Origin of the sequence: Cytobacillus dafuensis, from assembly GCF_007995155.1 — a bacterium.
Classification (GTDB): Bacteria; Bacillota; Bacilli; order Bacillales; family Cytobacillaceae; genus Cytobacillus; species Cytobacillus dafuensis.
In genome coordinates this window covers 1,038,040-1,063,365 of sequence record NZ_CP042593.1, presented here as the reverse complement: position 1 = coordinate 1,063,365, position 25,326 = coordinate 1,038,040, and the positions used below count along the sequence as shown (strand labels likewise).

General features: G+C 36.8%; 26 protein-coding genes. 10 read left to right on the top strand and 16 right to left on the bottom strand.

Features of this window, described 5'->3' with window-relative positions; all coding sequences use genetic code 11:
• The first annotated feature begins 147 nt into the window (after positions 1-147).
• Entirely contained in the window at positions 148-651 is a 504-nt protein-coding gene (locus FSZ17_RS05240; RefSeq protein WP_057775944.1) for an acyl-CoA thioesterase, read from the top strand.
• A gap of 201 nt (positions 652-852) precedes the next feature.
• Here FSZ17_RS05240 and FSZ17_RS05235 read toward each other — a convergent pair whose 3' ends face one another.
• Together FSZ17_RS05235 and FSZ17_RS05225 are read right to left on the bottom strand one after the other, a co-directional pair.
• The gene (locus FSZ17_RS05235) at positions 853-1,404 is read right to left on the bottom strand and encodes an RNA polymerase sigma factor (RefSeq protein ID WP_057775945.1); all 552 of its coding nucleotides are present in this window, start codon (positions 1,402-1,404) and stop codon (positions 853-855) included.
• Positions 1,405-1,965: 561 nt separating this feature from the next.
• A complete protein-coding gene (locus tag FSZ17_RS05225) occupies positions 1,966-3,291 on the bottom strand; it encodes a polysaccharide biosynthesis protein (protein ID WP_057775946.1) in 1,326 nt (441 codons plus the stop codon).
• A gap of 277 nt (positions 3,292-3,568) precedes the next feature.
• Here FSZ17_RS05225 and FSZ17_RS05220 point away from each other — a divergent pair, with 277 nt between their 5' ends.
• Positions 3,569-4,249: a DUF421 domain-containing protein gene (locus FSZ17_RS05220; RefSeq protein ID WP_057775947.1), complete on the top strand. Its 681-nt coding sequence runs from the start codon at positions 3,569-3,571 to the stop codon at positions 4,247-4,249.
• Between the two features lie 43 nt (positions 4,250-4,292).
• Here FSZ17_RS05220 and FSZ17_RS05215 read toward each other — a convergent pair whose 3' ends face one another.
• From FSZ17_RS05215 to FSZ17_RS05195, 5 genes are all read right to left on the bottom strand, one after another.
• Entirely contained in the window at positions 4,293-4,931 is a 639-nt protein-coding gene (locus FSZ17_RS05215) for a response regulator transcription factor (protein ID WP_057775948.1), read from the bottom strand.
• Positions 4,924-5,970 (bottom strand): sensor histidine kinase, encoded by a 1,047-nt coding sequence (locus FSZ17_RS05210; RefSeq protein WP_057775949.1) that lies wholly within the window; start codon positions 5,968-5,970, stop codon positions 4,924-4,926. Before FSZ17_RS05210 ends, FSZ17_RS05215 begins: the two co-directional genes overlap by 8 nt.
• The gene (gene liaF / locus FSZ17_RS05205; RefSeq protein WP_057775950.1) at positions 5,967-6,701 is read right to left on the bottom strand and encodes a cell wall-active antibiotics response protein LiaF; all 735 of its coding nucleotides are present in this window, start codon (positions 6,699-6,701) and stop codon (positions 5,967-5,969) included. The genes FSZ17_RS05210 and liaF overlap by 4 nt, the downstream gene beginning before the upstream one ends.
• Positions 6,702-6,798: 97 nt before the next feature.
• On the bottom strand, positions 6,799-7,446 hold the full coding sequence (locus FSZ17_RS05200; RefSeq protein ID WP_057775951.1) for a PspA/IM30 family protein: 648 nt from the start codon (positions 7,444-7,446) through the stop codon (positions 6,799-6,801).
• Positions 7,447-7,477: 31 nt separating this feature from the next.
• Complete coding sequence (locus FSZ17_RS05195; protein WP_057775952.1) at positions 7,478-7,825, bottom strand: lmo0954 family membrane protein; 348 nt, start codon at positions 7,823-7,825, stop codon at positions 7,478-7,480.
• 224 nt (positions 7,826-8,049) lie between these two features.
• Here FSZ17_RS05195 and FSZ17_RS05190 point away from each other — a divergent pair, with 224 nt between their 5' ends.
• Complete coding sequence (locus tag FSZ17_RS05190) at positions 8,050-8,967, top strand: VanW family protein (RefSeq protein ID WP_057775953.1); 918 nt, start codon at positions 8,050-8,052, stop codon at positions 8,965-8,967.
• A 166-nt stretch (positions 8,968-9,133) separates the two neighbouring features.
• Here FSZ17_RS05190 and rraA read toward each other — a convergent pair whose 3' ends face one another.
• Entirely contained in the window at positions 9,134-9,613 is a 480-nt protein-coding gene (gene rraA, locus FSZ17_RS05185) for a ribonuclease E activity regulator RraA (RefSeq protein WP_057775954.1), read from the bottom strand.
• A 213-nt stretch (positions 9,614-9,826) separates the two neighbouring features.
• On the opposite strand from rraA, the gene FSZ17_RS23290 reads away from it, so the two are divergent.
• Together FSZ17_RS23290 and FSZ17_RS05180 are read left to right on the top strand one after the other, a co-directional pair.
• Positions 9,827-9,982: a hypothetical protein gene (locus FSZ17_RS23290; protein WP_156416273.1), complete on the top strand. Its 156-nt coding sequence runs from the start codon at positions 9,827-9,829 to the stop codon at positions 9,980-9,982.
• Between the two features lie 137 nt (positions 9,983-10,119).
• Positions 10,120-11,646 (top strand): FAD-dependent oxidoreductase, encoded by a 1,527-nt coding sequence (locus FSZ17_RS05180; RefSeq protein ID WP_057775955.1) that lies wholly within the window; start codon positions 10,120-10,122, stop codon positions 11,644-11,646.
• 132 nt (positions 11,647-11,778) lie between these two features.
• Here the strand turns inward: FSZ17_RS05180 and FSZ17_RS23880 are convergent, their stop codons facing one another.
• Positions 11,779-11,913, bottom strand: coding sequence for a hypothetical protein (locus FSZ17_RS23880; protein ID WP_267128896.1), 135 nt, complete (start codon positions 11,911-11,913; stop codon positions 11,779-11,781).
• 68 nt (positions 11,914-11,981) lie between these two features.
• Complete coding sequence (locus FSZ17_RS05175; protein ID WP_057775956.1) at positions 11,982-13,124, bottom strand: DEAD/DEAH box helicase; 1,143 nt, start codon at positions 13,122-13,124, stop codon at positions 11,982-11,984.
• Between the two features lie 178 nt (positions 13,125-13,302).
• Here FSZ17_RS05175 and FSZ17_RS05170 point away from each other — a divergent pair, with 178 nt between their 5' ends.
• Positions 13,303-13,800, top strand: coding sequence for a hypothetical protein (locus FSZ17_RS05170; RefSeq protein ID WP_057775957.1), 498 nt, complete (start codon positions 13,303-13,305; stop codon positions 13,798-13,800).
• Here FSZ17_RS05170 and FSZ17_RS05165 read toward each other — a convergent pair.
• Positions 13,795-15,246, bottom strand: coding sequence for an alanine/glycine:cation symporter family protein (locus FSZ17_RS05165; protein ID WP_057775958.1), 1,452 nt, complete (start codon positions 15,244-15,246; stop codon positions 13,795-13,797). The two genes, FSZ17_RS05170 and FSZ17_RS05165, sit on opposite strands and share 6 nt — an antisense overlap.
• Positions 15,247-15,818: 572 nt before the next feature.
• Between FSZ17_RS05165 and FSZ17_RS05155 the strand changes: the two genes are divergently transcribed.
• Both FSZ17_RS05155 and FSZ17_RS05150 read left to right on the top strand, forming a co-directional pair.
• Positions 15,819-17,033, top strand: coding sequence for an MFS transporter (locus FSZ17_RS05155; RefSeq protein ID WP_057775959.1), 1,215 nt, complete (start codon positions 15,819-15,821; stop codon positions 17,031-17,033).
• 143 nt (positions 17,034-17,176) lie between these two features.
• The gene (locus FSZ17_RS05150) at positions 17,177-17,764 is read left to right on the top strand and encodes a hypothetical protein (RefSeq protein WP_057775960.1); all 588 of its coding nucleotides are present in this window, start codon (positions 17,177-17,179) and stop codon (positions 17,762-17,764) included.
• Between the two features lie 212 nt (positions 17,765-17,976).
• On the opposite strand, the gene FSZ17_RS05145 is transcribed toward FSZ17_RS05150, so the two are convergent.
• Together FSZ17_RS05145 and FSZ17_RS05140 are read right to left on the bottom strand one after the other, a co-directional pair.
• Positions 17,977-18,396 (bottom strand): NUDIX hydrolase, encoded by a 420-nt coding sequence (locus tag FSZ17_RS05145; protein ID WP_228460283.1) that lies wholly within the window; start codon positions 18,394-18,396, stop codon positions 17,977-17,979.
• Positions 18,397-18,501: 105 nt separating this feature from the next.
• On the bottom strand, positions 18,502-19,425 hold the full coding sequence (locus FSZ17_RS05140) for an aminoglycoside phosphotransferase family protein (protein WP_057775962.1): 924 nt from the start codon (positions 19,423-19,425) through the stop codon (positions 18,502-18,504).
• A 101-nt stretch (positions 19,426-19,526) separates the two neighbouring features.
• On the opposite strand from FSZ17_RS05140, the gene FSZ17_RS05135 reads away from it, so the two are divergent.
• Together FSZ17_RS05135 and FSZ17_RS05130 are read left to right on the top strand one after the other, a co-directional pair.
• On the top strand, positions 19,527-20,066 hold the full coding sequence (locus tag FSZ17_RS05135; protein WP_057775963.1) for a GNAT family N-acetyltransferase: 540 nt from the start codon (positions 19,527-19,529) through the stop codon (positions 20,064-20,066).
• A 120-nt stretch (positions 20,067-20,186) separates the two neighbouring features.
• A complete protein-coding gene (locus FSZ17_RS05130; protein ID WP_057775964.1) occupies positions 20,187-21,254 on the top strand; it encodes a lactonase family protein in 1,068 nt (355 codons plus the stop codon).
• A gap of 78 nt (positions 21,255-21,332) precedes the next feature.
• On the opposite strand, the gene FSZ17_RS05125 is transcribed toward FSZ17_RS05130, so the two are convergent.
• From FSZ17_RS05125 to FSZ17_RS05115, 3 genes are all read right to left on the bottom strand, one after another.
• Positions 21,333-23,036, bottom strand: coding sequence for a methyl-accepting chemotaxis protein (locus tag FSZ17_RS05125; RefSeq protein ID WP_057775965.1), 1,704 nt, complete (start codon positions 23,034-23,036; stop codon positions 21,333-21,335).
• Between the two features lie 252 nt (positions 23,037-23,288).
• Positions 23,289-24,032 (bottom strand): type I methionyl aminopeptidase, encoded by a 744-nt coding sequence (gene map / locus FSZ17_RS05120; protein WP_057775966.1) that lies wholly within the window; start codon positions 24,030-24,032, stop codon positions 23,289-23,291.
• Between the two features lie 236 nt (positions 24,033-24,268).
• Positions 24,269-25,051, bottom strand: a complete 783-nt coding sequence (locus FSZ17_RS05115) for a MerR family transcriptional regulator (protein WP_057775967.1) — start codon at positions 25,049-25,051, stop codon at positions 24,269-24,271.
• Positions 25,052-25,326 lie beyond the last annotated feature (275 nt).

Below are 25,326 nucleotides of genomic sequence, written 5' to 3'. Positions count from 1 at the left end.
CCTTTCATTTTGAACACCGGTCAATTAAATTGTAAAGCTTATAATTTCATTTTGCAATATTTTTATCATTTTCAAAAAAATCTTTAATCAATTTTAATATTACTTTGTTATGATTAATTTAAATACGAGAAGATTTGGGAGGCCAATATGCAAGAATCAAAATATTGTAAAGAGTCATTTGTCGTTAAAACAAGTATCGTTCTGCCGCCAGATACGAATACTTATGGGACATTATTTGGTGGAAAGCTAATGGCTTACATTGACGATGTGGCGGCGATATCAGCGATGCGACATGCCAGAAAAAGTGTCGTAACGGCTTCCACTGATTCAGTTGATTTCCTGCATCCTATTCATGAAGGAGATGCCGTTTGCTTAGAAGCATTTGTTACATTTACAGGAAGAACTTCTATGGAGGTTTTTGTGAAAGTGATGGCGGAAAATTTACTTACTGGCGAAAGCAATGTATGTGCCATGTCCTTTCTAACAATGGTAGCTGTTGAAGAAGATGGGAAACCAACACAAGTTCCTGCAGTCATTCCTCAGACAGAAGAAGAGAAAAGCTTATTTAATTCTGCAAAAGAACGAGCAGAAATCAGAAAAAAAAGAAAAATAGATAGTGAAAATAGAGTCAATACATATGGGATAAAGTGAAACTTCCATCAGTGGGGGTTTTCTTTCATCCCCCACTGATGGTTAGTTGAACCAATCGGGCCTTTACGGGCAGTTGATCCCCCACTTAGGTTTCTTTAATTCTCTCCAACCTTGAAGTGGGGGTCTTACTGCCCGTTAATCTGCGATAAATAAAAATATGTAATTATTTTTAAGAGCAGCCTTCTTGGCTGCTCTTTATTTTTATACAGTAACAACAAGTTCTTCTACCTTTGGACGAAGCCGATCTTTTGCTCTTTTCATCCGTGTTTTTACTGTTGAAAGCGGCAATTTAGTCGTATTGCTTATTTCCATTAATGTCTGCTGATGATAATAAAATAATAATAAGGGATCACGATACATTTTCGGAAGCTTTTTCAACTTGTCTTTCATTTCTCTCTGGTTGCATTGATCAATAACCGATTCCTCTGGTAGGTGAACACTTTTCGTGTCATTCACATACATATAAACCTTCTCTTCCCAAAAAACTTTTGCGGATTTTTCTTTTCTCCAGTAATCACGGCATTTGTTCATCGCAATTGTAAATAACCAGCTCTTGACGTTTGCTCTTTCTTCAAAGGATGGTAATGCGATGAATGCCGATATTAATACTTCCTGATAAAGATCTTCAGCAAGTTCCTTATGCTTTACTAATGTATAAATATAATTTAATAAAGAGCGGCCATGCTCTATAATACATTCCTCGAAATATTGCTCTATCGCTTGCTTTGAATCTAACTTCACACGGGGTTTCATTTCAAATTACTCCTTATTTACAAATAAAGTGAAACTTCCATCAGTGGGGGTTTTTCTTCATCCCCCACTGATGGTTAGTTGAACCAATCACGCTCAAAACGCCACGTCCTGTGGCTTTCGCCTGACTAGGACATCGTGTCCGTCGTCGGGCATTTACGGGCAGTTGATCCCCCACTTACTCTTCTTTGCATACGCGAATCCTTGAAGTGAGGGTCTTACTGCCCGTTAATCTGCGATAAAATAAGCTCTATGTTGATTTCCGCTGCAGGCACTTAGCGATCGCGGGCGGTCCGGGAGCCTCCTCGTCGAAGAGCGCTCCTGCGGGGTCTCCCTTTGACTCGCTTCTCCCGCAGGACTTTGAATAATCTTCCCCGAATAAACACCGCACGAAGGAAATGCGAATGCATTTTCGAGGATCTCGCGCCTGCCGCTCCAATCAACAACAAAATTGCATTTTCACTACTGAGCTTTAACACAACCAATAAATAAAAAATTGTTTCTCATATTAATAGACGAATTTCTTATGTTCTTCCCTACACTTTTTGTTAAAAAAAGGCTTCCCTAGTGAAATTCCTTTACTGGAGCAAGCAGCATGCTCACTCCAATTTTTTTACATATGGTTAAATAGTGCATGAGGAATAAGACGACAGCTCCAGCATTCATACCTATAATGATTCCATCCATTTGAAGGCTTTGCATGGAACCAAGAACAAACATAACAGCAAAGGAAACAACCGTTGACCAAACGAAATGATAGAATGCCTCTTTCATTAATCCTAGTCCGATTAAAAAAGCTTGCATTGGAATAATGAAATAATGAAGCAGGAAGAATGGCCAGAGCATTTGCAAGTAAATGGCTGCATCAGATGAACGGAAAAAGTTCACTGTTATAGGCTCAGCAAATAAATAAAAAAAAGTGACTGCTGGTATTCCGTATATGAATGTAATACCGCATACTTGCTGGAGAAGGATTTGAAGCTTTTCTTTATTTTTCTCCGCATAGGCTTCTGAAACAGTTGGGATAAGCATAATTAAAAAAGAATGTGCAATAAAAGCAGGGAAAAAGCCAATCGTCATCGCAATACCTGCAAGCATGCCAAAATGCTCCGTTGCCACAATACCACTAACACCAGCTTTTAATAAAGCTGCTTTTATAAGAAATGGCTCGACCGCATGTGTCAAGGCATGAAATACTCTTAAGGCAGTAGTTGGAATGGAAACAGCCATTAAACTTTTCCACACTGCTCCACTGCTCATTCTTACACTCGGTTCCCTTTTCACCTGCTGGAATTGGATAATAAACATGTGTAAGAGGTACAAGAAGACGACAACCTCACTGCCAATAAATGTACAAAATGCGATAAAAACCGCAGTTTCTGTATCAAATTGAAAGAATTGATAGAGAAACACTAATAATATAAGCTGAACAATCTTCCTTACAAAATTATAAGTAGCTATTTTCCCCATCTGCTGTTTCCCCATAAAAAACCCTCTTGTTATGGAGGAAAAAGAAACAATTGGAATAAAGGCAATTACAACCCATCTGAGAAATGGGTGATACTGATTAAATACAGAAATAAACGGGATAATCATGATCGCCAGCGGCAGTAGTATTGCTGTGAAAATGATGGTCAATTTAATAACATGGTTAAGCATGCTGTAATGGTATTTTTTATCCTTTTCAGCTATAAATTTTGAAATAGCGATTGGCAGTTCAAAGCTTGCTAGCAGAACAATTAAAAAAATAGTCGGCAAAATGGACATGTACATGCCTAGTCCTCTTTCCCCTAATTCCCTTGCCAAAACCATATTCACCAAAAATTCAATGCATTCACCAGCAAAGGCAGCAGCAGCCAGCAATAATGTTCCCCTGAAAAATTTATTCATTTTGCCTCTCCTTATACATAAGCCTAGTTTGCACGGCAAATTGCCGAGTTCGTATTCTGTATAAGATATGAGACAAGTCCATAAAATATTTAATTGTTTTTCTTTTCGAATTAGAAAAACTTTGAAGAAAAAGTTATTACACTCATATTTTTAACGGAAAAGTTCATTACTAATAAAGTGGAACTTTAATCAGTTGGGGAAATCCAGCCCGTTAATCTGAGGAAAAAAGGGTTTAGTTCTTTTTGTTTTTATTACATTAGATAGGAGCCTTAGAGAATTGAGCTTAAAACATATAACGATTGACCTTGTTGTTGCCTTCATTTTTTTGTATATCATCGTGAAGATTGTTGGCCGAAAAATAATAAATCAAATTTCGCCTTTTACATTTATTACATCAATCGTCTTAAGCGAAATGCTTGGAAATGCGATGTATGAGGAAAGAATCGGTGTTTTTTATATTCTATATTCAATGAGCTTATGGGGGGCTATGCTACTTACAGTGGAATACCTTGATCGAAAATTTTTATTTTTCCGTGGACTTACTCATGGAAAACCAATTGCACTTATCAAAAATGGGGTTATTGATATAGAAGGATTGAAGAAAGGGAGATTGAATTTAAATCAGCTTCAAGGCTTGCTCCGTGAAAGCGAGACTTTTTCGATTAGGGAGGTTGCTTTTTGCTATTTAGAGGGAAATGGATCACTCAGCATCCTAAAAAAATCACGATATCAAAAAACAAAACAGGAGAATTTTAATTTCCCCGCTCAAACCGTTTACATGCCTATAACACTTATTCGCGATGGAGTCGTCTTATGGGACGAATTAAAGGAACTTGGCTTTGACGAATCTTGGTTAAAAAATCAACTTATTTCTAAGGGTGTTACGCATTATGAAGATGTCTTTTTAGCCGAATGGCTAGAAGAAGACGGTATTTTTGTACAGTCCATACATCATTAAAAGTGCCCACGAGCGGCTTCAGACACCGCTCGTTTAGCTCGCTTTAGTCATTGTCTACCAAAGAATGCTTAAAAGCATAGATAACAGCCTGAGTACGGTCTTGAACTTGCAGTTTGCTTAAGATATTGCTTACATGCGTTTTAACCGTTTTTAGGGCAATAAACAATTCATCCGCAATTTCCTGGTTTGTTTTCCCTTCAGTCATTAGAAGGAGAATTTCCATTTCCCTATCGGTAAGCTCTTCATGGGGAAGCTGCTGTTTTTTCTGTCTCATCTTCACCATCATTTTGCCAGTCACTTCTGGTTCAAGGACAGATTGCCCTCGATATGTAGAACGGACAGCATCAGCTATTTCGCTAGCTTTTGAGGTTTTCAGCATATAGCTTGTTGCTCCCGCTTCTAATGCTGGATATACCTTTTCATCATCAAGAAAGCTTGTAACAATAATAATTTTTGCTTCTGGCCATTGTTCAATGATATTCCTTGTTGCCTCAATTCCGTCCATTTCCTTCATGACTAAGTCCATTAAGATAATATCAGGACGTAAGCTCAAAGCTAGATCAATCGCTGTTCTTCCATTGTCTGCCTCACCGATCACTTCAATATCCGGCTGTGCAGACAAGTAAGAAGAAACCCCAATTCTCACCATTTCATGGTCATCAACAAATAATACTTTAATCATTGGCTTCACCCTCTTGCTTCATAATAGGAACCTTTACTTCAAGGCGTGTTCCGTTATTTTTCAAACTAATAATTTTGATTGTTCCTCCAACTTCAACTGCTCTTTCATACATATTTTGAAGCCCATAGGATCCAGCTTTTGCTTCATCTACATCAAAACCAATACCATCATCAACCATACGTAAAATAACGAATTCGTCTCTCTGAATCAGCAAGACTTCAAGCATCGTTGATTTTGCGTGACGAAGGGTATTGGAAACAGCTTCTTGAAGTATTCGGAATAAATGATCCTCGATTCCTTTGTCAAGAGGGAACTCCTCTATTTTCCATTTTATTTCCATATTTACTTTTTGAGACAATTCAATCAGTAATTCTTTTATTCCTTCATGAAGTGATTTTCCTTTTAACGCAACAGGCCTTAAATGAAGGAGAAGCGCTCTCATTTCGAGCTGAGATTGGTGAATCATTTCCTCTACCATTTTTAATTGCTTCGTTTCCCTCTCATCTGTCTGAGGTTTTGTTTCATTAATGGCAGACATCAGCATGGATGCCGCGAATAGCTGCTGACTGACAGAATCATGTAGTTCCCTTGCTAAGCGATTTCTTTCTTGTGAAATAATTTCCTGCATTCGATTCTCAATATCCTCTGCTTTTTCAGTAGCTAGCTTTTGTGATAATTTTGCCTGCTCAGCAATTTGTTTTTGGATTTTTTCTATTCTGTGTACAATAGACTCGAGATCACCAGAAGCATTCATATCTTTTAAATCAACTGGGCGCCCCTCTTCAATTTGATAGAGCCAGTTATCTACTTCATGGATCTGCTTTCTCCAATATAATCCTGATGCTAGGCCAAAGAGGATACCAATGACTATACTTACACTTGGAACAAATATGATAAATGGGATATCCATGACATCTGTTTCCCATAACACTCCCCAATCTATAAGAGGAAAGCGAAACAGAAAAGAAGCAATAAAGATTGCACAAATTATGATGGACATGATTACTCCCCAAACGGTTTGCCGCTGAACAGTATTCATACTCGCTTCACCTCTAAATCGCCAACAATGATTGAAGTGAAGATTTTGATGCGTTGTTCTGCTTGATCATACAGAGGAGTTTGTACCTGTATTGTTTGGTTAATTATTTTCGATTCTTGGTTTTCAAATACTTCAGTTGAGCCCGCAATTACAGAGTGCATAACACTAATTTCGATATCATATGGAACAAGAACTTGAACATTTCCTATTAAATTTCGGATAAAAATAACCGTTTCTCCTTTAGGAAGAACCGTATAACTTAAGTCAATTATCGTATCCCCGATTCCTGTTTGAATATTGACATCGTTCCACTCATATACATGATCAGGTGTTTTTTGCTGCCCAAAAAAGTGGTTAGAAAAGAGAGGTTTTTTCTTTATGACTGTCTCTTTTTCTAGTTTTATACTTGGCTCCATTATAACTGGCTTAATATGATCAGGTTTTTTCTTCGCCTGGACAAATTGGATAAAGAAATGGATTAAGATAGCAAGCAGGAAAAATTTGATTGTTATCATACTAAAAATACTAATGATCAATAAAAAGATACCGAGCCAAAACAAAATTTTTCCTAATGAACGTTTTTTCCATTTCCTACCAAAGTAAATCATCCCGACGTCAACAAGAAGGGAGAAAATTAATCCCCGGTTAAAAAAGGAAAATTCTAAGAAAAGGACGATAATTCCCAGTAATAAAATCCAACTAATGTATTCGCTTTTTATTCTATTTTTCATCGGGCTTCCTCCCTTCTGGAACTCAAAAAATGAATACTTTCTAATAGCTCCGAAAAGGCGTAGTTGTCCTACGCCTTTTTAGAATACCATGTTTTCCCTATGAAATAGAATGAGTTTCTTTATTTTTCATATCTTTTTCTATTTGTGAAATACGGGCATCAATTGTGCTTCTATGGTAAGAGCTATTTACTTGATGCTCTAATCGATCTAAATAGGATTCAATTTCTTGGAAGCGAGAGTATGATTGATTTGAATAAGTGTCATTATTAAGCACTTGATTCATTTTCACTTCGGCACGAGTCATATTTTCTCTTCCCATTAATTCCATACGACGAATATGCATGTCTTTCAGCTTATGCTTCATTTCTTCATATTTTCTTTCTAGATCAGCAAGCTGCTGAATAGCCTGATTTAGTGCATCCTTTAAGCGAGCCGCACGATCTTCATAATTTGCTTGCTCCTGGGAAGCAAATAAGTACAATTCATTTTCTCCAGCTTGTGAAGCGATTTCCGCTTGACGCTTTCGTTTTCCAGCTAATTCCTCAGCTTGACGGTATTCACGATTGAACTCTTCTTTTAAAGAATATTGACGCTCTAACAGCTTACGGACTTTTTCAGTCTCTAGCTCGCACTCACGGAGATATTGGTTTAACAATGCAATTGGATTTTTCTTCTCCTTTTGTTCCAATACTTCATTGATATCTGCTAATACTGTATTTTTAATTCGAGTAAATAAGTTTGTCATTTGTTATCTCTCCTTTAAAATATTTATAGATTTAGTTCTTTTTTAATTCTGCCCATTGCTTTTCAAAATTGGCGAATGGGTCTTTTTCTTCTACTATTACTGCTGTTTTTGATTTATTCCATTTTTTATATACAAGGTAAAGGACATATGCTGCTGCAATTCCAAGTATTGCCGGGATATTAGAAGCAGATGCCATCAGTGCCATTAATCCAATAATTCCCCAGCCAATCTTCATGAGTGTTGAATCTGTTTTAACAAATTGTTTAAACACGATATATAAAATCGCGATGCTAATTGCTAGACCGATCATCGGTCCTAAATTTGACAACAGCACAATCGCTGCAATCCCTCCTGCTAAAAGTAAACCGAATTTTTTCATTTTCGTTTCCTCCTTTCTTGATTACATCTTACCTTTATTTCTTAAGTTCAATAACGAGCTTGAGCTTTATTTTTAGCTAGGACCTGAGACGTAGCAAAAGAGTGGTCGGAAGTGGGAGATCATTTTTGAAGCAGTAAAGCAGTTAGCTAAATGAGATTCAAAAGATCATTTACATGAAATGTAATGACTTATCCATACTAGAGATAGGAGGTGTGAAGGAGAATATGAATTTTAAGTGGCTTTGCGGACTTCTGCTATTTATTCAACCAAGTTACGCACAGAATGACTTATTGATTGAAAGCAAAGGGGAAGTTGTAACCATTATCAATCGGTCAGACTATTTAATTCCACAGCCTGGTATTCCATTAATAGATTTATCAAATTATAATGAGCTCCTTGATAAAATCGACAAACTGACATATAAACCGCCAAGAAATGCTTTTATTGATCATACAGGCAGGGTAATTGAGGAACAATTAGGCAGCAGACTTCATCGAAGAGCTTTTAACGATTTATTTTATACATATTTTTATAACTCTAATCCTTCTACCATTGAGGTTCCTACTCTTCCAATTCACCCACGTGTTGATCGGGATCTGCTGCTGCATATTCGAGTTAAACAAATTGGTCGATATGTCACTTATTATAACGAGAATAATAAAGCACGTTCTCATAATATTTCTTTAGCAGCCGAAGAGATTAATAACTATGTACTATTCCCAGGTGAAACCTTTTCATTTAATCGGATTGTCGGAAAAAGAACGAAGGAACGGGGATATATGCGAGCACCTGTTATTGTAAGAGGGGAATTAGCAGAAGATATAGGAGGAGGAATTTGCCAAGTTTCCTCCACCTTATTTAATGCAGCTGATCGCGCTGGTCTAGTCATGATTGAGCGTTATTCCCACTCCAAAAAGGTTCCGTACGTTCCTCCTGGCCGGGATGCAACAGTAAGCTGGTACGGACCGGATTTCAGCTTTAAAAATAAATATAGCTTTCCATTACTAATTCGGGCGAATGCGATTGGGGGACAAATGATTATCCGAATATTTTCCTCAGATGAAATTGATTATGAACCTAGATTCGTTCCTGGAGCTTCCAAGATGCTTCCAGAAGAAATTCTTAAAAAGGAAATGAATTAGAGTGCTCGTACAAAGTGTAAATTAACTTGTAAAAACACTACACCGCCTAAATGTTTCAGCCAGCTGAAACATTTAGGAATCAGGTGGGATTCTCCCCCACCTGATTAGAAAATTTCATCTGCAGAAGGCTTACGGATTCAGTTTTCCTTAATCAACATTAGAATGTTTAGAGAAGACTTTTAGGACTCACAACTACTCCATCTTCATCTGCATATACATAATCTCCTGGGCTCCAATCAATTCCCCCGAATGTCACTGTAATGCCTAAGTCACCTTTTCCATCCTTTTTGCTTCTTAATGGATTGCTTCCAATTGCTAGAATACCCACATCAAGTTGAGCCAAGTCAGCTGTGTCTCTTACACAACCATTGATGATTACACCTGCAAGCTTTCTACGTACGGCGATTTCACCTAGGCGATCTCCCAGCAAAGCACATCTTTTCGATCCTCCCCCATCGACAATGAGTACATTTCCTTCTGGTATCGTTTCGAGAGATTCCTCGACTAACACATTATCTTCAAATACTCTAACTGCCGAAATCGGGCCGAAAAATTGTTTCTTACCTCCATATGAATGAAACTCCTGCTGACACACTTCTAAATCCATTCCGAATTCGTCACAAATATCTGCTGTTTTCCATTTCATCGTTTATCCCTCCAGATTAATTACGGTAGCAATATATACATGATTAATTCATTCCTTGTAGCAATAATCCCTTTTTTTTATTGTCAAAATAAATCATCTTAAAGCATATATTTATATTAAATAGCCTTATTTTTACACATATACGAAGTTCTCTCTTCTCCATTAAATCTTTTATGCAAATGATATCGTTCGAATGAAAAGGGAGGTTAACTCATGAGTTTAATGCTCATTACAACAATAGGCTTTGTTATTTCATTAGGTATCGTCGGTATTTTACTTTTCTACTTTATTAATAATGCAACAAATAAGGAACACTCAAGTTCTATCGATCCAATACCCCAAAATGAAGATTCTGAGAAAAAAGATTGAAACAAGAACTGGCTATTTTTGTATAGCCAGCTTTTTTAATTCATCCATACTTCCTATTCTCCTATACATTTTGTATACAAATGAATGTAATTGGAAAAATTATGTATGACAATGTAGAAGCCTATAGGAGGAAAGGTATGACATCAAATAATAAAATGCCGCAGTTCCCAGAGTCTTATTGGAGAGAAATCCCTCTGCCATCATTCGAAAAGCTAACAGAGCATACTTCTGTTGATATAGCCATTGTTGGCGGTGGAATTACTGGAATTACCGCTGGATATCTTCTAATAAAAGAAGGTTTCAAAGTGGCAATTCTAGAAGCTGGAAATATTCTAACCGGAACAACAGGCCATACAACTGCAAAACTAACAGCCCAGCATGGATTGATTTATGACGAACTAATTAACCACTTTGGAATTGAGAAAGCTAAGCTTTATTTTGAGGCGGAAAGCAGTGCAATTGATTTTGTTCGTAACAAGGTGAAGGAAAAAAGTATTGATTGCGACTTTAGTGAAGAACAATCATTTATATATGCCACTTCTGATAAGTATGCAAAAAAAATAGAAACCGAAATGGATGCCTATCAAAAGCTTGGGATTAATGGCAGCCTTGTAGATGGCATCCCTTTTGATATTAAAACAAAGGCCACCATTGTCATGAATAATCAAGCACAATTTCATCCTTTAAAATATATGAAAAAATTATTGGAAGATTTCGTTGAAGCTGGTGGAATTGTTTATGAAAAAACGACCGCAACAGATATAGGGGAAGGCGATCATCCAGTCATCATTACGAGGGATGGTCATCGAGTAAACTGCAAACATGTAATTGTTGCCTCTCACTTTCCGTTTGTAGATATGATGGGCTTCTATTTTGCAAGAATGTATGTTAGCAGATCCTACGTCCTTGGAGTAAAATCAAAAATGGATTACCCTGGTGGGATGTATTATAGTGCTGATGAGCCTACTCGCTCATTAAGATATACCCCTTTTAATGATGAAAAATTAATACTTGTTGGTGGTGAAGGTCACAAAACAGGTCAGGGCATTAATATGATGAAGCATTATGAGGCACTTGAAGGCTTTGCCGAAGAGGTGCTCGGAATTAATGAATTCCCATATCGCTGGTCTGCACAGGATTTAGTAACACTTGACAATGTCCCATACATCGGCCCTATTACTTCTACCAAGCAGAATATTCTTGTTGCCACTGGCTTCCGAAAATGGGGAATGACAAACGGGACTTTTGCAGCCATGCTATTGAAGGATATTATCACTGAAAAAGAAAATCAGTATCGTGAATTATTTGATCCATCAAGATTCCAAGCAGACCCTAGCATAAAGCAAATCATCTCGATTAATACCGATGTAGCAGGACATTTGATAAGTGGAAAACTAGAAGTAGCTCCAAAAGAACCTAGTGACATAGAAAATGATGAGGGCGCTGTTGTCATGGTGAATGGAAAAAGAGCAGGAGCTTACCGTGATAAGGAAGGAAAACTGCATCTGGTCGATACAACATGTACACATCTGGGCTGTGAAACTGAGTGGAATGAAGCTGAACGAACATGGGACTGCCCTTGCCATGGATCGCGATATACGTATGATGGTGAAGTTTTAAATGGACCAACGAAAAGGCCATTGAGAAAGGTTGATCTTGATTAAGTAAAAAAGGGTTGTCCCAACAGCAAAGGTGTCAGGCACCACGAACAATATCTATTATCAATAAGCGAGTGAAATTCTAGATATTGAGTATTATGTGGATGCCAGACACCTTTTGGGACAACCCCTGTTCTTTTACTCTTGGCGGAGATTCTTTTGCGATTTTTCTTGTCCTGTTGTAAATTCAACTAATTCAGAACTTGTGTGGTTTCCCTTTTTAACATTATTATTTCGCTGTGCATTTGCATTTCCAAGCTTTTTTCTGCCCATAATTGTCTCTACCCCTTTTCTATTTCTCAAAAAGTAGTATGGGCGATTATGGCTACATTATGCAGGGATTATTTCGACTGATCTGGATCGACAATTTTTCCACCGCGCATCACTTTTTTATTTGCTTGAATACGAAGCTCCTTCGCAAATTTCTTTAGCTCTCGTTCCTCTCTATCCGTCACCAGTGATATAACCACCCCACTGGCCCCGAATCTGCCAGTTCTGCCTGAACGGTGAACATATTGTTTAAGATCCTTAGGGAAATCGAAATGGACAACATGTGTCACATCTTTAATATCTAATCCTCTTGCAGCCACATCTGTTGCAAGCAGCATTTTTGTTTTGCCTGTACGGAAATCCTGTAAAGATTTTTGACGATCTGTTTTATTTAAATCACTGTGAAGAAAGCTGGTATGAATGTTCTTATAGGCTAATTTTTCTGACATGACCGTAAGATTCCCTATATCTCTCACGAAAACGAGTGCTTTAATGGATTCAAGTCTAGAAATTTTTTCGAGCATCATGAGTTTGTCTCTTTGCTCTGCAACGAAATAAATATGATCAACCTCGGCCGCTTGAATGGTCTCATCTTTTTCAACTCTGATGATGACAGGATCATTTGTTAGCTCCAATGCAAGCTGCTCAATTCCTTTTGGCAAAGTGGCTGAAAAAAGAATCGTTTGTCTCTCACTCAAAGTTGATTTCATGATCTGACGAATTGTATCCAAATGCTCATGAACAAGCAGCTGATCTACCTCATCAAGCACGACAGTCCTGACTTCATGCATTTTTAGCTTTTTCTGCTTAATTAATTCCAGCATTCTTCCCGGTGTTCCAACAGCAATATGTGGATGTTTTTTTAATTTTTCCAGCTGTCTCTTCACATTCGCACCACCGATAAAGGATGCTGCTCGGATTCCGCTGCCTTCTCCCCATTTTTGAATCTCCTGCAATATTTGCATAACAAGCTCCTGTGATGGTGCAATAATGACAGCTTGAACTGCCTTTGCTTCTGCATTCATTTTCTCTAAAACTGGAAGTAAATAAGCAAGGGTCTTTCCAGTACCAGTCGGTGATTCTGCCATCACATCTTTTCCCTCAATAGCAACTGGAACGGCTTTTGACTGAACGGTTGTTGGTTGATTAAACCCTTCTTTTTTCCATACTTCTTGTAAAAATGGCTTTAATTGGCTAATTAGTGTATTTGACATATGAAACCCCTTTTATACATTTTCTATTTGAACAGCAAGGCTGTATAAGTTTCTTTAGTTTCCTCTATTGCTACTGATTGATACTATCTCATGTAAGGAGAGATGTCTAGTCCATCGATAATCAGGCATTTCATAATATGAATAAATCTCGGAAATATTAGCAATGAGGTGGTTAATATTGATTCAAAAAATAATAGTTCTTGTCATGCTATGTATATTTCTTAATACTTCAAACATTTATGGACAAAATGTAGGGCAAATCGAGATTTTTGATATAGAAAAAGGAATGGTCACTCATACAGTTCCAATGACCCCAACGATTCAAAAGAATATAGAAGAAATCGTTAAGGAAATTCATGATGTATACAAAAAATTTAACCCTATTCCTAACAAGGGGCAAATGATAAAAATCCCTTTAAACCCACCTATTCCAGTTCAAAATCAATGGTTACATTCACTGATTGATGAAATAATCATTTTCCTCCCTGAAGAAGGGAAGCCTTTCATAATGACCTATGATGATGAAAATCATACTTATTTTTTCATCTCAAACAATAGTATGGAAAAATTATTGAAGGAATTCAATAGAGTTCATTCTCATATTTTTGACTTAAGTATGCTTATTAGCGAAAAAAGATGCTCAGCATATGCCAAGCATCTTTTCCATTTATTATGATACTTTCTCTTTTTCCTCTTGATACCCATTTTCCCAATAATCGGCATTCTTAATGCCTAGCTTTGTTGAGTTAAACACAGGGTCGAGCCCTTGTTTCTTCTGTTGCTCATAATCCTTTAAGGCGACTATTGCTGGTTTTGCTAGAATGACTATTGCAATCATATTCAACCAAACCATTATCCCTAATCCCGCATCCCCAAATGCCCATGCGAGATCTGCTGTTCTAATAGCACCATAGAAAGTTGAAACTAACAGTACAAATTTCAAAATAAACGTTGGCCATTTTGCATTTTTAAACAAGTAAGCAACATTCGTTTCTGACATATAATAGTATGCCATTATTGTCGTAAAGGCGAAGAAAAATAGAGAAATCGCAACGAATCCAGCGCCAAATCCAGGGAAAGCAGTTTCAACAGCTGCCTGTGTATACCCAGGTCCAGCCTCAACACCAGGAATATTGTTTACGATTAATGTCTCTCCATCTGGACCGACAGTATTGAACGTTCCTGTGAACAAAATCATAAACGCTGTTGCTGAACAAACTAATAATGTATCAACATAAACTGAAAACGCTTGCACTAAACCTTGTTTAGCAGGGTGGGATACTTCAGCAGCTGCAGCAGCATGTGGACCTGTACCTTGACCTGCTTCATTTGAGTAAATTCCACGCTTTACTCCCCACGCAATTGCACTACCAACAAGACCACCAAACATTGATTCAGCACCAAAGGCACTTTTGAAAATAAGGGCGAAAACATTGCCTACTTCGCCAATATTCATGGCCATAATAATAAGTGCGACAAGAATATATCCAAGAGCCATGAATGGAACTACTAATTGCGCAACATTAGCAATACGTTTTACTCCACCAAAAATAATAAATCCTAATAATCCTATGATAAATAAACCAGTGATCCATGTTGGAATATTAAATGCATTCTCCATACCTGCTGCAATTGAATTTGATTGAATACCTGGCATTAATATAGACAATGCTAGAACGGCAGAAATAGCGAATAGAACGGCAAACCATTTAATACCCATACCTTTTTCAATATAGAATGCTGGGCCCCCGCGATATTGCCCATCTTTCTTTACTTTGTAAATTTGCGCTAATGTCGACTCTATATAAGCAGTTGCTGCACCGATGAAGGCCATAGCCCACATCCAGAATACTGCCCCTGGTCCTCCCATTGCGATTGCAGTTGCTGTACCAGCAATGTTACCAGTTCCTACGCGGCCAGAAAGAGCAATAGATAAGGCCTGAAAAGAAGAAACGCCCGCTTCGGAACTTTTTCCTTGAAACATGAGCATGATCATGTCTTTAATATGTCTAACCTGAAGAAATCTAGTAAAGATTGAGAATAATAACCCTACACCTAGACAGATGTAAATGACTGGTGTACTCCATAAAATATTATTCAACCCGTTAACAAAAGCTTCCAAATGTTTTCCTCCTCTTTTTATATATTCTGAATCTTTTACCTATTAGGAATTATAAAACAACCGTAATAATAAAACAATCATTATTTTTCAAGTTTACAATTGTCAATAATCCTATGTTCCTAATAAAAAGTTATTCTGTTATAGTAAAGAAATTATAAAATAAATACTGTTATAATACAATACTTTTTTATTTTTTTACTATGTTAAACTTCTCTGTTGATTTCCGCTGCAGGCACTTAGCGATCGCGGGCGGTCCGGAAGCCTCCTCGTCGCTATCGCTCCTGCGGGGTCTCCCTTTGACTCGCTTCTCCCGCAGGACGTTGAATAATCTTCCCCGAATAAACACCGCACGAAGGAAATGCGAATGCATTTTCGAGGATCTCGCGCCTTCCGCTTCAATCAACAACAAATTAGCATTATCGCCACTGAGCTAGCTTTAACACAGCCTATTTTTTATGCACATTTTTAAACTACATTTTTGATAAAACTATTAAGCTTCATATTTTTGGAAATTTCGTTATAATATATTTAGAGAAACGAAATAGTTGACTAGAAAGAAGTGTTATTAAAGGATGAATCCTGATTCGAAGCGTAATCTAGTTATCATGTGGTTCGCTAATTTCTTTGTAGCTGGCAGCATGACAATGGTCTTGCCGTTTATTTCTTTGTATATTGAAACATTTGGCGATTTTTCAACAACCTATGTACAACATTGGTCAGGTTGGATTTTTGCCATAACCTTTGTCACAGCCTTTCTGTTTTCCCCCATATGGGGAAGAATCGGGGACTTATATGGAAGAAAAAAAATTCTCATCGCTTCAGGAGTTGGGATGGGAATTTCTATTTTTCTAATGGGTTATTGCACTTCTGTTTGGCAGCTTTTTATACTTAGGTTGTTTATGGGCATATTTACTGGCTTTATCCCTATGTCACAGGCTTTTATTTCAACACAGACGCCTAAAGAAATTGCAGGTAAGGTTATGGGGACTTTGCAAACAGGAAGTATCACTGGCTCATTAATGGGCCCCTTGCTTGGCGGTGTTTTAGCGGACATATTTGGTTATGCGAATACATTTAAATGGACTTCAATTTCTATATTCATTTCAGCAATGCTTGTCATTTTAACTAAAGAGATCATTTTACAAAGTAAGAAGGACAAAAAAGCTAATTACACGAGCAAAGAAGTTATTCTTCATATTGTGAAGAATCCCGTTTTATTAACTGTACTGCTTATTTCAGCATTAATTCAGATGGCACATTTCAGCATCCAACCGATATTATCCTTATATGTGAGTGAGCTGCATGGCCCTGAAAATCTAGCGTTCTTTGCAGGAATCGCCTTCTCAGTTGCAGGCCTTGGAAACTTAATAATGGCTAGAAAATGGGGAAAAATAGCCGATCGATATGGCTATATTAAAGTCCTTGTCATTCTGTTATTTCTTGCTGGAATATTCTACTTGCCTGGTGGATTTGTTACGAATTATTGGCAGCTTGTATTCATTCGGTTTACTCTGGGTGTAACAATTGGCGGAATCATCCCTGTCCGAATCGCCTATATTCGACAAGAAGCACCGATTGCCATGCAAGGAGAAGTCTTAGGCTATAACACGAGCCTGAGGTTCTTCGGGAATATTATTGGGCCGATGATGGGAGGACTCATTTCTGGGTATTTTGGCTTCTCTTCCGTTTTTGTCACGACAAGTATTCTCCTTATCATCAGCGGCGTCATATTATTAGTAGCGATGAACCGTTATCCGAAAACAAAATTAGCTAGAGAATCGGTATAAAAAAAGCTGTCCTTTGGTATGGATATTCATCCACGGGACAGCTTTTTTATCTTATGTAATTAATTAAGAGATAATTAAAACTTTTTTGACTTTTAAACGTAATTAAGGAAGGAGTATAAGTGAAGAGATGAAAGGAGAGAGCAATGAAAAAGAAAAAATTACAGAATAGGCCTGAACAAGGGAAATTCAAGCAGATTCAAGAGCGTTTCTTTATTATTTTAGTTGCATTATGTGCAGTATTTTTTGTCCTCGCATTACTATTATGGCTTGCTTCTATGATGGTCAAGGAGCAATTCATTTTACATGAAATGATAAATACATATTGTGGAGCTAGCATTTCATTTTGTTTTGCCGCCGCTTTTTTGTTAATTGCCACCTCAACTCGAAACATTTTTGGTATTATCGCTTCTCTCTTTTTTACCATTATTTTTTTGAGTGCCGGAGTTCATTTCATCAATACCTCTCTGTTGCTGCATAAAGATAAGGAAGCTTACGAAAATCAAAGTTTTGAAAGAATTGTAGGTATACCAGATCAAGTAGAATACGATGACCCAGATGTCGGCCCCGCCTATGTACTTGAATTAGTCTTTAAAAACAAAACGATTGATGCACACAATCTCCAGATACACGAAAGCTTTTTTGAATCGAATTTAAGAGGGAAGCAGCTGGAAATTTTGTATTTGCCTAATAGTCTATATGCGGTTGAAGTGAAGGAATATGTGAGCGATTAGTAGAATGATTAAGTCAATTCTCATACTAGAAAAAATTTTTTTATTTAATATCCTCCTTTTGCTGTAATTAGAAGCATAACGGGTACATTGAATGACTCTATGTTACCGTGATCTTGAAATTTAAATCTTATCGGGCACCTAAATGGCCTTTTCGTTACCGAGAAGCCCAAAATAGAAAGACATTGGGCACGCATACACATGGACTTCATTATTTAATCTTTCTTCAAAGCTTCCTTAAGAATAATTAATGAAAGCCGATGATCATCTAATATGTAGGGAATTTCTTCGGGTTCCACCCAAATACGGGATATTGTTTCATTTTCACGCTCAAATGGGAGGCATTTTTCAATGTCCATCCTATAGTAAAGCTGATACCCTATTTTTGGATATTTCCCATTTGGATCAAATAATAGGTTTTCTTCATGGCTTACTTCAATGGCTCCTAAATAGCTAATTTCCCCCTCAACATAGCCTTCCTCAAATGCTTCTCTATGAAAAGCCTCTTCAGGTGTTTCGCCTATTTCAATATGTCCACCAGGATTATTAAATACTCTACCTTTCACATAAACTAATAGAATCTTGCCTTCGTGAAAACAATAACCGTGGACGCTTGTTACTAAACTTGTATCCAAGATTATTTTCCTCGGGCACCATGTAAGCTTTACATGGTGCCCTCCCCAATTAACATATATCCTACTCTCCAGCGTGATCTATCCTTTCTTCTAAAAATAAATATTTTAATAAGTTGCTTCTTTATACCAAGAAGGCTTAATATTTTCAAAGTATTTATGATCTTCCAAAATGCAATATAAGCGCTCGATCATTTCATCCAGCTTTTCAGGGACAACTTTCTTAGTCCAGACAACAGATGAAAAGACATTCATTCCCAAATAGATTGAATACAGACTCCAAAACTCTTCAGGTATATTGTTATCAAAGTAGCCGATAATCTGACCAATCGAAAAAGGAATGCTGACCTCTTTACTGAATAAGCCTATTTTAAGAAAGTCATGAATAGGATCTCCCCAACCAAACCTGTTGAAGTCTATTACACCCGCGTATTGTTTATCCTTCACGATAATATTACCTACATGAAAATCATCATGCTGAAAGCAGTTGCGGCGATTTTTCAAGTACCGTTCATTTTTTGCTATAAAATCAATGATTATGCTATCGCCATCTATCTTTATTCCACAAGAATGATAAGCCTCCACATAACTTGTATACTTTTTCATAATCCTGTCGTACCAAGGATCATAAAGCGATGATGCCTGAATCAAATGAATTTTGGCTAAATCCCTTCCTGCCTCAAGACCAATTTCATATTGTTCCTTGCTGCTATATGATGGCAATAAATCTCGCGCATCCTCGCCCTCAATATAAGAAAGCACATAATAGCATATCCCTAATTCATCAAGTCGGCCAATTTCAATGGGATCCGATGTCTTTACATCAAATGTTTGCAGTTCTGTAATTCGTTCAAACTCTGCTTTTTTTCTTTCATATTGTTCGATATCTGCTGTCCGTATAATACAACTTTCTCTATGTTCAAAATGAACGATATACTTCTTGTCTTTTGAAAAACCTTTATGTATCTCCTGAATATCTGTTGAAACATTAAGAAAAGGAATCCTTTCTCGCAAATGCTCTATAAAAACCATATCATCCCTCCGTTGCTTTTTAGCTGAAAAATGGTTTCCTTAAAGGATAATTCATCACAATAAACGAAATCTTATTAAACATTAAATTTGAGGTGCTCTGAATGTTATTTAATAATGGTAAGTTAAATGTAAGAAAATTGGAGAAAAAAGACAACTATTTATTAGCGAAATGGCTGTCCGACCCAAAAGTACTGGAATTTTATGAAGGCAGAGATAATCCGTTTGATTTAGAAAAGGTAAATACGGAATTTTATAATCCAAATGATGACGTCAATGGCTGTATTATTGAATTTGAAGGCGTAGATATAGGATATATCCAATATTATGAGCTGGATGATGAAACTAGGGAAAAGTACGGATATTCTAAAAACACAGAAGTAATTTATGGGATTGATCAATTCATTGGTGAACCTGCCTATTGGAATAAAGGAATCGGAACAATACTAGTACATTCAATGGTTGAATATTTGATAATAGAAAAACACGCAGACTTTGTTGTGATGGATCCACAAGTTTGTAATGAAAGAGCTCTTAAGTGCTACGAAAAATGTGGCTTCAAAAAAGTTAAACTTCTCCCAAAGAATGAGCTTCATGAGGGCGAATATCGTGATTGCTGGCTGATAGAGTATAGAAGAGAATGATAGAAATAAGGATAATTATCTAATAGAGGTCAAAAAACGCATACTTTTTTAATAATAGATCGTTTTGCCAGCGTGATCTTCTATGATAGAGTTAAGGAATAAAACGGAGGTCATTCAAAAATGAAAAACAATAAATATATTGGGTATGTCGGTACATATACAAATGAGAAAAGTGAAGGGATTTATTCCTTTATTTTAGATAGTGAAAAGGGACAGCTTTCTGAGGTGAAATTAGCTGCGAAGCTTGATAATCCAACGTATTTAGCTATTAGTGAGGATCATCAGTTTCTGTATTCAGTAATAAAGGAAGGCTCATCTGGTGGTGTAGCTGCGTATAAAATTAATGCTGAATCCACTGAATTGCAACCATTGAACCAAAATGTTTCTGAAGGTGCCCCTCCTTGTCATGTAAGTGTTAATCGTGATAACAGCACTCTCTTTAGCGCAAATTACCATAAGGGCACAGTAGAATCTTATTTACTAAATACTGATAACGGTTCCGTTAATCCACCGACATCTATTATCGAGCATATAGGCTCAGGACCTGACGAAAGACAGGAAAAAGCTCATACCCATTATGCAGGCATTACTCCTGATGAGAAATATGTAGTAGCTGTTGATCTGGGAATCGATAAAATTATTACTTATACAGCTCATCGGGGAGAGTTAACTGAAAAGAATAGCCTTTCTGTCAAACCAGGCAGTGGACCAAGACATCTTGTATTCCACCCAAATGGAAAATATGCCTATTTCATGACTGAATTTAGCTCAGAGATTATCGCAACACAATACGATTCAGAAACCGGGGAATTTACTCAGATTCAAATTGTTTCTACGCTTCCAGAAAACTTTAAAGAGAACAACCAAGGCAGCGCAATTCATATTTCTTCTGATGGGCGCTTTATCTATGCAGGAAATCGCGGACATGACAGCATAGCAGTGTTTAGTGTTCATTCAGAAACAGGAGAACTGCAATTCATTGAACACACTTCTACAGAAGGACATTGGCCTAGAGACTTTGTACTTGATCCTACTGAAAAGTTTATCGTTGCATCTAATCAAAAATCAAATAATCTCGTCTTATTTTCAAGGAATGAAATGTCTGGAAAACTTACTTTATTACAATCAAATATCTTTGTTTCGGAACCAGTATGTATAAAATTCATCACTATTAACTATCAGAACTAATCAATACTAAATCTGCGTTTTAATCAATCAGTAGGGGTATCAACTTTGAACCCCTACATGATGATCAATGGAAACCAATCAAGGCAATTTATAATTATTTACGATATCCTCCATATCATTTGCCATATGCAACAACACGTCAATGGATGAGCTAATTTCCTCAATTGCAGCTGTTTGCTGCTGTGAGTTAATGGCAACAGCATGAATGCTTTGAAAAATGGCATTCGTTTCTTCATTTATTCTTTCAACATCAATATTAGAATTTTGAACGTCTAAATTAATTTTTTGAATATGCTGCAGGATTAGTTGAAATTCTTTGCTCATTTGCTCGATAGAGTTTTTAATATCTGCGAAAGCAGCTTTAGCTTCCTCCACCTTTTTCATTCCATCGCTTACTGTATGATTTCCTTCCGTTGTTACTTGTACCGCTTCAGCTGTTTTAATCTGCATTTCAGCTATAATTTTACGAATCAAATGAACGCTTTCAGATGTTTCTTCCGCTAAACTGCGAACCTCTTCAGAAACGACAGCAAATCCTTTCCCATGCACGCCAGCTCTGGCAGATTCAATTGATGCATTTAAAGCTAACATATTAGTTTGTTTTGAAATTGTTGTAATGATGTTTAATACTTCTCCAACCTCTATTGACTTTTCACTTAATTCATTCATAGCTGATGAAACATTAATTGTTTGTCTATAAATATCATTCATCTGTTTAATGGATTCGTTCATAATTTCTTCCCCATTAATGGCTTTTTGGGAAGCATAGATAGACTGACTTGTTGTATTTTCAATTTGCTGCGTCATTTCATTTGTTTCTTCTCCAATATTTTTAAATACATTTTTTACTCTTTCCACATTTGCAGCTTGATGCTTTACTGAGCTGCTGACCTCTCCAAAGCTTGCCGTTACCTCTTCGACCAAATTCGTTACACCTATTGCATTAACTGAGAGCTGCTCTGTCGCAGCTGCTAATTCTTTTGAGCTGTTTGTGGTAACATTCAAGCTATTTTTTAAACTTTCTATCATTCGATTGAAGTGTATTTGGAGCTCATGAATTTCTCCCTCAGCTTTTTCATTCTTTATTTCAATCGTTAAGTCGCCTTCTGCAACTTTTTTCGTATAGTAGGTTAATGGTTTTAAAGGTAAAATTGTTTTTCTTACAAAGAGTACAATGATCACTCCTGAGACTAATAATGAGATGATTCCAACGCTAATTGGCAATGCCACCATACTCATTGTTCTTTCCTTTAAAATCTCAGCATCAAAGTCAATCGCACTTATTGCAACAACTTCTTTCGTGGGATCATGATCCTCAAAAATAGGGGCATAACCAGATAATCTTTTCATGCCTGCAAATTGATATACATCAGAATAGACAGGCTGTTTCGATTTCTTGATTTCCTGTAAAATCTTTGGATCTATATAGAAGGAATCTCCGTTATTTACACCTTGTTTTTGCAGATGCTGATCAGCGACTAAAACGGTTCCATCTAATGACAAAATATATTGATTTTCGAAGATCGGCTTATGAGCAATTGTCCAGTTTATTTTTTCACTAATTCGATCTGCCTCTTCCTTATTTATATGTGAAAAAAGCTTGATATCTTCAGCAGTTAAGAGACCAGTAGTAATGTTAGCACATCCTAGTAGTTCCAAACCCGCTGCCTGCTTAACCTTTTCATAGGTCATGTAATAACTTGTTAAAGAAAAGAGTGTTAAACTTCCAAAAACTACAATAACAACCAACCATGTTAATTTTGAAATAATCGATCTTTTCATTGTACACTCCAAACTAAATATAAATTTTTCAGGAAGAATTACCCTTGAAATTATCACATGCATACAAATGTCTATTCAGTGAGGAAAATCACTTATTGACCATACCATATGTAAATTTTTTGTAAACTTTTTGCATATTTTAAACATTGCCTTTTAACTAAAGAAAAAACTCACTGTTTATAGGAGAAATTCTCGCTATAAACAGTGAGTTTTAAAATTTTTTACAGCAATCCATTATCTTTTCAATCCATATTACAGCGTAATAATAATCGGCTCTCCTTTTGTTACGACAATGGTATGCTCGCATTGAGCAACAAGGCTCTTGTCCGGGGTTACGAATGTCCAGCCATCATCCAGTTCGATCACGTGTTCCGCTCCTGTTGAAATAAATGGTTCAAATGCAATAACCATTCCTTCCCTTAATAGCTGAGAATCCCATGGTTCAAAGTAATTTAAAATATGATCAGGCTTCTCATGAAGGGATCTTCCAATTCCATGACCAGTTAGATTTTTTATTACCGTATAGCCATGCTCATTAGCTGTTCTGTTGACTACTTTTCCAATCATGCTTAGCTTTGAGCCTGCTTTTATTTTTTTCAAGCCCTCTTCAAAAGCCTTTTGTGCCGTCTCACAAAGTTCAATGAGCTTTTGATCACTATTACCAACTACGATGGACAGTCCTGTGTCTGCAAAGTAGCCGTTTTTGGAGCCAGATACATCAATATTGACAAGGTCGCCTTCCTTAATTACACGGCTTCCAGGGATTCCATGGGCAACTTCCTCATTGACACTAATACAAGTGTATCCCGGGAAGTCATACTCTCCCTTTGGACCAGAAATCGCTCCGTATTTTTCAAATAGCTCGCCAGCATAATCATCCAGTTCTTTCGTTGTCACACCTGGTTTTGTCCGCGCAATTAATTCATCACGTATGGAAGCAACAATCTTCCCTATTTCTTTAAGAGCTAACAATTCATCTTCATTTTTGACAATCATTTCTTTCCTGTCCCTTCACTAGTTGATTTTCTTTTCTTATTATATTCTATTTTAGAGAAACATAAGAAAAACTTTGCGAAAGCTAAGTCCTTTTGTGGATTTCTACATTTTTCTTATGCGTTCTTTATCGCTGATACTTTATCGAAATGGCAATTTCGCTTCAGTTCGTTTATTAATTTTAACATTCCTATTTACAAAAAAATAGAGCTGCATTGGCAACTCTATTAAAATGAACCTTATTCTTGATTATTCTGTGGATCAACCATTCCGTTTTGAACCATATAATAATCCATCGCCTGATTTAACCAGTCCTCTTCTTCCTTTGTAAATGGAGAAGGCATCATCTCTTGCAGCTTATCCGCTTCACTCAAATCCATTTCTGCCAAAGCGTGCATCGCTTCCTCTCCAATGAAATCAAGAGTAGCTTTCATATATTGTTCAATTAGCTCCTGTACTTGCGGATCCTCTATTGGCAATCCGACTAATTCCTTTACCTTTTTTGATAAATGAATATATTCCTTATCCAACGACAATACATCATCTTCAGATTTATTATATAAATAATCGACTACATCTTTAGTAGTCCGCTGCTCAAGCCATTCACGCGTGTTTTTTTCTGTTTGAACCGTATTGATTAAACTCATTAAGATCGCACTATCTACTTCTCCTTCTTCTTCAAGCAGCTTAATAGTTCGATTAATGGAAGTAAGTGCCGTCTCAATCTGAAATTTCTCCTCCTCTAAAGCCTTCTTTTGGATTTGCAATGATTCATTTAAGCTCACATCAAAACTTGGCTCATCGATCATTCCTTTAATTTGCTCTAGACTATAGCCTAGAAATTTCAAGCTTACTATTTTTTGCAATATTAATACATCCTTATCTGAATAGTGCCGGTGACCTGAGCTTGGATCCTTATCTGGTTTAAGAAGGCCAATTTCATCATAATAATGTAATGTCCTCACCGAAGTACCTGTCTTTTCAGAGAATTCTCCGATTAAAAATGTTTTCTTCTCATTCATATCAGTTCCTCCTTGCTAAATAGATAGTTTTCTTTATAGTTCGATCATAGTCCCTAACGTAACTGTAGGTGCAACAATAAAATTTAAAATTACATAATTCACTAACTTTGTAATTGGCGAATAAGCTTTATGGGTTCAATAAAAGTCTATAAAATAGGGAAAGTCAATCTTACTTGTTCTCATTGAACACGAATGAACTCTCTATAACGGCCATTATCCTCAAAATCGTGGGAAAACGGTCTTAATAATTGAAATGGAATTTGTATATTCAATGT